Genomic DNA, 7,708 nt, shown 5'->3' on the forward strand with positions numbered 1-7,708 from the left:
TCAGCGCGAGGCCACGAGCGCCGCGATCGATGCGGGTGAGAGCTCCGGCGTCGTCGCGCCGCGATGCTGCGCGACGACCGCCCCGGCCGCGTTGGCGCGGACCAGGGCGGCCTCGACGGCCTCACCCTGCGCGAGGGCCGCGGCGAGCGCGCCGCAGAATGCATCACCAGCCCCCGTGGTATCCACCGGATCGATCCGGAAGGCGGCGACGTGCACGGCGCCCTGCCCTGCGCGATGCAGCGTCACTCCCCCGGCCCCCTGGGTGAGCACGACGGTCTGCGCGCCCGACGCGTGCAATCCGTCGATGCCGCCGAGCTCCGCGCATTCGGTATCGTTGACGACCAGTACGTCGACATCCGGGAGCATCTCGATGGCTGCCCGGTGCGCGGGGGCGGCATTGAGGACCGTGACCGCTCCGGCCATCCGGCCCGCCCGCAGCGCGGCAGCCACGCTGGCGACGGGCACCTCCAGTTGCGCGAGCACGACCGCCGCGTCCGTGACTCCCGCCGCGGCATCTTCGGGCGTCAGCTCCGCATTCGCGCCGGCCGCGACGATGATGCTGTTGTCCCCATCGTCGAACGCCAACACGTGGGCGACGCCGGTCGGAACAGTGGCACTGCGTCGCACGGACGCCCCCACCCCGGCATCCGTCAAGGTCTGCAGCAGCACGTCAGCGGCCTCATCGTCACCGACCACCGCGCAGAATCGGGTCGGTGCTCCGCTGCGGGCGGATGCGACGGCCTGATTCAGCCCCTTGCCTCCGGAGAAGCGGCCTCCCGCCCGACCGAGGAGCGTCTCGCCGACGCGCGGGGGGCGCGAGACCTCGACCACGAGGTCGAGGTTCGCGCTCCCCACGACGGCGACACCGATGAGGGTGTCAGACACGCGACATCGTCCGCCGGTACTGCGATCCGGTGTGCGAGTCGGCGAGTGCGGGCGTCGGAGTGCCGATCAGGCGCTCACGCAGCGACTGCGGCTCGGCCGACGGCTCGACGATCGCGCCGCGCTCCTTGAGGATCGGCAGCACGTGCTCGATGAAGTCGACGGTCGATGCCGGCGGGATGACGGGGGCGAAGAGGAACCCGTCGAGGTCGGCGCCGTCGGCGAGCTCGATCATCCGGTCCGCCACCTGCTCGGGGGTCCCGACGATCGGGCGGGCGCCGACACCGTGCGCGTGCCAGTCTCCGAGCACGTCGCCGACGGTCTTGTCGGCGAAGCGGGCGACCTGCGTCTGCGACAGCTCGGTGCTCAATTCGGACATCGGCGTGTTCGGCGCGTAGGCCGACAGGTCGAGGCCGGTGAACCAGGCGTAGGAGGCGACGGTGACGTCGGGGTTCTGCGCGTCGGCGACCTCGGCGTACTTGCGCTGCGCCTCTTCCTCTGTGCTGCCGACGATCGCGGCGAACGCCGACATGATCTTGACCTCGTCGGCTCCACGGCCGTTCTTCACGGCCTCCTCGCGGATCGCCGAGGAGTGCGCGCGGAGCTGCTCGACCGACCCGCTGCCCACGAAGATCGCCTCACCGTGCTTGCCGCCGAACTCGCGGCCAGCCGGCGATGCGCCGGCCTGGAACAGCACCGGGGTGCCCTGCGGCGAGCGCTGCGTGTTGCCGTAGCCGTGCGAGCGGAAGTAGGGGCCGTCGTGTGCGATCCGGTGCACCTTGGAGGGGTCGGCGAAGCGACCGGACTTGTCGCGCTCCAGCGCCCCGTCCTCCCAGGCCTGCTCCCAGAGCTTGTAGACGAGCTGCATGAAGTCGTCGGCCATCAGATAGCGCTCGTCGTGGCCGACCATCGGCACGCCGAAGCCCTGCACCGCCGTGTCGGCGGTGCCGGTGGTGACCACGTTCCAGCCGATGCGTCCGCCGGAGAGGATGTCGAGGGTCGCCATGCGGCGCGCGAACGAGTAGGGCGGCTCGAGCAGCGTGGATCCGGTGGCGACCAGCCCCAGGCGCGTGGTCTCGGGGATGAGCGCGGCCAGGATGATCGCCGGGTCGAGACGCGGCAGATCGAGGCCCTCGACGGAGCAGATGTCCGGACGCTCGCCCGCGACGTCGGCCCAGCCCCAGGCATCCGCGAGGAACAGGAAGTCGAACCCGGCGTCCTCGACCAGGCGCGCGGTGTCGCGCCAGTACTCGAGCTTGTCGAACAGGTAGCGCCCGTTATCGGGGTGCCGCCAGGTCGCGGTGCCGGAGTCGTTCGCCTGCGCGTTCTCGAAGAGGCCGAGACGCAGCTGCTTGACGGTGTTCTGATCGGTCATGTGCGGGTGCCTTCCTTGGGGGTGGATCTGTTCGTTGTGGAGTGATTCCGGGCACGCCGGAGGAACCCCGGGACGGACGGGGGTCCGTCCCGGGATGCGGATGCCGCGTCAGCCCTTCGCCGTGACCTCGCCGTCGCTCCACCAGAGCACGCGCTTGCGCACCAGGGCGAGCACGATGATCAGGAGCACGCCGAGGAGGCAGAGCAGGGCGATGCTGGCCCAGGTGACGGCCAGGTTCGCCTGCGCAGCCGATGTCGTGACGAGCGAGCCGAGTCCGGCCTGCTGTCCCGCAGCGACGAACTCGGCGACCGCGGCGCCGACGACGGCGAGAGGCAGGGCGATGCGGAGTCCCGCGAACACGTAGGGCATGCTGCCGGGGAAGCGCAGTTCGCGGAAGATCTCCCACCGCGAGGCGTGCAGCGTCTTGAAGACGTCGAGCGCTTTCTGGTCGACGTCACGGAGCCCCGCGAGCGAGTTCACGAGCATCGGGAAGAAGACCACGAGCCCCGTCACGATGAACTTCGGCACCATGCCGAAGCCGAACGCCACGACCAGCGCCGGGGCGATCGCCACGATCGGGGTCACCATCACGATGATCACGAGCGGCATCACGGCGCGCTCGATGATCTGGAACTCGGCCATGACCACGGCCAACAGGAAGCCGGCGAGGATGCCGGCGGAAGCGCCGACCACGACTTCGAGCAGCGTGACGAGGAAGTTCGACCAGTACATGCCGGCGTCGTCGACGAGGCTCACGCCGATCGCCTCCAGCGTCGGGAGCACGTACGGGTTGGTCCAGGCCACGACCTGCCAGAGGAGAGCGGCGATAACGAAGGTGATCAGTGTGGGTCCCCACGATCCCCAGCGCAGCCAGGTCGGAACGCCGCGGCGGGGCTGCGCCTTCAGGCGGGCGGTCGCGAGGGTCGCGGTGGTGTCTCTCATCGTCAGCTCAGACATGGGCCTTCTCCGTCTGCGCGCGCAGCGCACCGCGCACGACTGCTTCCAGTTCGCGGAACTCGTCCGTCGCGTAGGCCTCCTCGGTGCGCGGCCGCGGCAGGTTCACATCGATCACCTGGGCGATGCGCCCCGGGTGGGCGGCCATCACCACGATGCGGTCGGAGAGCATGATCGCCTCCGGCACGGAGTGCGTGACGAACATGACGGCCTTGCGGTTCGACTGCCAGAACTCCAGCAGGGCGATCCGCTGCAGGTCGCGGTTCATCTCGTCGAGGGCCGAGAAGGGCTCATCCATCAGCATGATGGCCGGGTCGAACACGAACGCCCGCGCGATCGCGGCGCGCTGCTGCATGCCGCCCGAGAGCTGGCCGGGGTACTTCTTCATCGCCTGACCGAGCCCGAAGGTCGCCAGCAGCTCGGCCGGGTCGCGCAGTGCGCGTCCGGAGTTCGCCTTGGCGTTGATGCGCACCGGCAGCTCGACGTTCTCGCGCACCGTCTTCCACGGCAGCAGCGCCGGAGACTGCGGCACGAGCCCGATCTTCTTGTCGCGCGAAGCCGCGGTGACGCTCTCCCCATCGATCGTGACGGTCCCGGAATCGGCGTCGAGGAGACCCGCGACCACCTTGAGCAGCGTGGACTTGCCACAGCCGCTCGGGCCGATCACGGAAACGAACTCGCCCATGCCGATCGTGAGGCTCACGTCGTCGAGCACCGTGACCCGAGCACCGTCGACGCCGAAGGACTTCGAGACGTTTCTGACCTCGACGCCTGCTCCCTGTGCGACCGACATCACTTCGCGGTCCAGGTCAGGGTGTCGCCGTCGTACAGGTCGGCGACCAGGTCGGCGTCCATCATGTCGGCGATCGCGGGCAGGTCCTTGACGCCGCCGTACTTCTTCACGAGTGCGTACTCGGGCTCCCACATGGACTCGTTCTGCACACCGGGGTTGCCACCGGCGCTCTCGCGCACCCAGGCGGACTCCACCTCCCACGTGCGGGCCAACTGATCGCGCGGGAACGCGGCACCCTGGTTGTTGTCCTCCGCCAGCTTCGCGAGCTTGTCGATGCAGGCATCCGACTCGTCGAGGCAGTACTGCAGCGCCTTCAGGCTCGCGCGCATGAAGTCGGCGGCGACTTCACGGTGCTCGTCGAGGAATCGGGAGTTGACCTCCATCACGTTGTAGGTGCCCTCGACGCCGAGGTCGGCGGGGAGGAACTCGCTGAACGGCAGGTCCTGCGCCTTGAGCGACTGCGGCTGGTTGGAGGCGTAGCCGACGATCGCGTCGACCTGCTCACGGACGACGACCGTCGGGTCGTAGTTGGTCATCTTCACCATCTCGACCTTCGAGACGTCGACACCGGCCTCGTCGAGCATGGCCGAGGCGATCGGGGTCAGGTTGATGAAGTAGCCGAGCGATCCGCCCTCGAGATCCTTGAGGCTCTCGAGCTTCTCGTTGCCGAAGATCGAGAACGGCGGGGTCGTGCCGTAGGTGGCGACTGCCGTGAGGTTCTTGCTGTTCGCGGCTGCCAGCATCACGTCGGATGCCGAGCCGAGAGCCGTGAACTGCGCCTGACCGGATGCCACGAGCTGCTGCCCGTTCGCCCCGGAGGCGTTGATCTCGACATCGAGGCAGAGGTCGTCGAAGTAGCCCAGCTCCTCGGCGAGGAACACGTCGAGCTGGCCGGCACTGGCGGAGTAGCCGTAGCCGGAGATGTAGGTGATGGTGCCGGCATCCTGATTGCGCTTGCAGGCGTCGGTGTCGCTCGCACTCGTGGGGGCGGAATCGCCGCCTGGCGTCTGCGCGGAGCATGCTCCGAGCGTCAGCGTGGCAGCGAGAACGCACGTCAGGGTGGCAGTGATGCGGAATCGGGTTTCCGCAGAGGAAGTAGCCATGAGGGTCCCTTCTCGGCCGTTCGTCATTGATGGCTCGTCGAAAGTAACATAGTCAAGATTGACTAAGCAAGATCAAACTAAACGGGGCGGGAACGCGTGCACCCCCGCCCGCCCAGACGTCGAGTGCACGGCTTCGCGCCGAGCGCACGGCGTGTTGACGCGAATAGGCGGTGCACTCGGCAGGATCCCGTGCGCTCGAGGACGCGGGGCGAAGCGGGAGCGGGGCGAAGCGGGAGCGGGGCGAGTCAGGACTGGGGCGCGTCAGCCGGGTAGAGGTAGCGGCTGACGAACTCGTCGAAGAGGGGAACCATGTCGACCGACTCATCGAGAAGCCACTGCAGCTGGATGCCGTCCATGACCGCACTGATCAGACGTGCGGCGAGCGCGGGGTCGATGTCATCCCGGACTTCTCCGGCCTCCTGCCCGCGACGGAGGATCTCCACGGCTTCATCGGCACGCGCCCGATAGCGCGCGGCGAAATCGGCATGCGACGGATGCTCGGGGTCGGTCGCCTCGGCAGACACGATGGCGTAGAGCGACGTGAGACCGCGCGAGGTCTGGTTGTGCGCGACGACCCGCTTGGCCTGCTCGACCAGGGTGTGCTCGGCGGGGTCGCCTGCCGCCGCCCGCACCTTCTCGTCGCGCTGGTGCAGCACCTCGGTGAACAGCTCCTCCTTGTCGGCGAAATGATGCAGGAGCCCGGCGGGTGTCACGCCGACGCGCTTCGCGATCTCCCGCAGGGATCCGCCGTGGAACCCGGTCCGAGAGAAGACGACCAGCGCCTCGTCGACGATCGCCTGCCGCCGCGCCTGCCCCGTTGCGTAGGGGCCGCGAGAGCCTCGCCCCGCCGTCGACTGCCCGTCCGTTCCCACCGCGCGCTCCTGTCTGTCGACGCGAGGAAGCGAGGGCTCAGCCCTGGTGACCGTCGCCTCCCGCACCCCACGACGAGCTGAAGTCCTGCTGTCGCATCGCGGGACGCAGGAGCTTCTCCATCTCGCGATCCACGAAGTAATCCTTGAGCTTATCCTTCGTGAGCTCGTTGCCGATCGCCGCCATGATCATCGACTGGTCGAGCGAGAGATAGCGCTCGGCGATCGTGCCGCTCTTCACGGCGACCGCGTCATAGAAGCCGCCGGGACCATAGGCGCCGAGGTCGTTCTCGATGCTCTCGAGGTTGCTCAGCACGCCCTTGCGGTCATAGGGGAGCGCGAGGAACGCCGCATGCGGGGTCACCACGCCGTCCCCGAAATCCGGGGAGGGATTCGTGCCCGCCGCGCACCCCGGCCGATCGATGTCGACGTCGGTCTTCTCGGCGTCGGACGTGTAGCCGTCGGACCGCATTCCCGCGATGTCGACGCCGTACTCCGCGTAGCCACCGAACGGGTTGCTCGCGGGCGAGAACCCCCAGTACCCGTATCCGGCCTCGTCGAGACCGTGCTGTTTCTGCACGGCCACGGTGATCGGATGATTGAGCCGCCAGGACTTCGGCCCCCACTTCGTCTCCGGGACCAGGAGATCGGGCATCAGCGACTCGAACATGCTGCCACCCCAGCTCGGAACGAACGACATCCCCGCGTAGCTGTATGCGCCTTCCCAGACCTCGACTCCGCTGTAGGTGCGGTATTCCCCTTGCGGGAGCTGCTCCTGCCACGCCCAGTCGCAGCCGGGCGGCATTGTGCGGTGCGTGCCGTACAGCGCCGTCGCCGGAATCTGCCCGTTGGCGATGCCGAGGTAGGTGGCGATGCGGCTCTCGCTCACGGTCGTGTCGTAGTGGTGGCAGGTGTAGTACGCGGTCTCCCCCGATCCGTTGTACATCGGAGCTGCAACGCTGCAGTCCGGCGGGGCCTGCTCCCAGAAGCCGCCGCGGTTCGTGCCGGCGGGGAGACCTGCGGCACCGGCAGGGTCGAAGAACGCGGCGAAGTCCATCGAGTCGTAAAGGGCGTCCGCCTGCGCAGCCAGCGCGGGATCGGCCTCACCGACGATGCGTAGAGCTGCGGCCAGCCACCCGTTGTCCACGGTGCTGAGGAACGGATGCACGGGGTCCCCGGAATCGGGCCAGGTCGTCAGCTTCTCCCCCGTCGTCGGCGAGTACCAGTTGTAGAACATCCCGCTCGCTTCGTTGCGCTCGAGCCCTTGCAGGGTGTCGAGCGTGGCGGACAACCGGCCCCGCGCCTCGTCGGCACTGATGATGCCGAGGTCGCGCGCGGTGACGGTCGACCACAGATACCCGCCGATATTCGTCGGTGAGGTGTAGGCGCTGGATGTCTGCAGATCGCCGGTGATGTTGTCGGCGGGAAGACCCGTCTCCTCGTCGGTCATCGCCACCAGGGAACCCCAGGTGTCCTGCGCCCAGCGCTTGAGCTCCGCGTTGCCCTGGCGTCCGTCTCCCGCTGCGGCCGGCCCCGCGAGGGCCAGTCCCGAGACGACCAGTCCGACCGTCGCCAGCGTGCTCATCCATCGCTTCATCGCGTCTCCTCATCGAGAACGGCGCCGTTGATCACGGCGCACTCAACACGCGAAAACCTAACACGCGTTCAGTGTTCACTCAACCCCCTCCCGTGGAGGAGTCACCCCATCCGTTCCGGTCGCACTTTCTGTCGC

General features: G+C 68.4%; 7 protein-coding genes. All 7 read right to left on the bottom strand.

The window, feature by feature from the left end:
* Nucleotides 1-885 (bottom strand): ribokinase, encoded by an 885-nt coding sequence (locus DW298_RS01460; RefSeq protein ID WP_136040717.1) that lies wholly within the window; start codon nt 883-885, stop codon nt 1-3.
* The gene (locus DW298_RS01465) at nt 878-2,257 is read right to left on the bottom strand and encodes an NtaA/DmoA family FMN-dependent monooxygenase (RefSeq protein ID WP_136040719.1); all 1,380 of its coding nucleotides are present in this window, start codon (nt 2,255-2,257) and stop codon (nt 878-880) included. Before DW298_RS01465 ends, DW298_RS01460 begins: the two co-directional genes overlap by 8 nt.
* A 108-nt stretch (nt 2,258-2,365) precedes the next feature.
* Complete coding sequence (locus DW298_RS01470; RefSeq protein WP_136040720.1) at nt 2,366-3,214, bottom strand: ABC transporter permease; 849 nt, start codon at nt 3,212-3,214, stop codon at nt 2,366-2,368.
* A complete protein-coding gene (locus DW298_RS01475; protein ID WP_136040722.1) occupies nt 3,207-4,004 on the bottom strand; it encodes an ABC transporter ATP-binding protein in 798 nt (265 codons plus the stop codon). The genes DW298_RS01470 and DW298_RS01475 overlap by 8 nt, the downstream gene beginning before the upstream one ends.
* Complete coding sequence (locus tag DW298_RS01480) at nt 4,004-5,107, bottom strand: ABC transporter substrate-binding protein (RefSeq protein ID WP_240744969.1); 1,104 nt, start codon at nt 5,105-5,107, stop codon at nt 4,004-4,006. The genes DW298_RS01475 and DW298_RS01480 overlap by 1 nt, the downstream gene beginning before the upstream one ends.
* Before the next feature lie 245 nt (nt 5,108-5,352).
* Nucleotides 5,353-5,979 (bottom strand): TetR/AcrR family transcriptional regulator, encoded by a 627-nt coding sequence (locus DW298_RS01485; RefSeq protein WP_136040726.1) that lies wholly within the window; start codon nt 5,977-5,979, stop codon nt 5,353-5,355.
* A 37-nt stretch (nt 5,980-6,016) separates the two neighbouring features.
* Nucleotides 6,017-7,573 carry a glucoamylase family protein gene (locus DW298_RS01490; protein WP_136040728.1) on the bottom strand — a complete coding sequence of 519 codons (1,557 nt, stop codon included), beginning with the start codon at nt 7,571-7,573 and terminating at the stop codon, nt 6,017-6,019.
* Between the last annotated feature and the right edge of the window lie 135 nt (nt 7,574-7,708).

It is taken from the genome of Microbacterium sp. A20, assembly GCF_004794515.1.
In the GTDB taxonomy this organism is placed as follows: Bacteria; Actinomycetota; Actinomycetes; order Actinomycetales; family Microbacteriaceae; genus Microbacterium.

Coding starts and splice junctions, on each gene's coding strand:
- DW298_RS01490 (WP_136040728.1), bottom strand. CDS start 7,573: ATGAAGCGATGGATGAGCACGCTGGCGACGGTCGGACTGGTCGTCTCG.
- DW298_RS01465 (WP_136040719.1), bottom strand. CDS start 2,257: ATGACCGATCAGAACACCGTCAAGCAGCTGCGTCTCGGCCTCTTCGAG.
- DW298_RS01470 (WP_136040720.1), bottom strand. CDS start 3,214: ATGTCTGAGCTGACGATGAGAGACACCACCGCGACCCTCGCGACCGCC.
- DW298_RS01480 (WP_240744969.1), bottom strand. CDS start 5,107: ATGGCTACTTCCTCTGCGGAAACCCGATTCCGCATCACTGCCACCCTG.
- DW298_RS01475 (WP_136040722.1), bottom strand. CDS start 4,004: ATGTCGGTCGCACAGGGAGCAGGCGTCGAGGTCAGAAACGTCTCGAAG.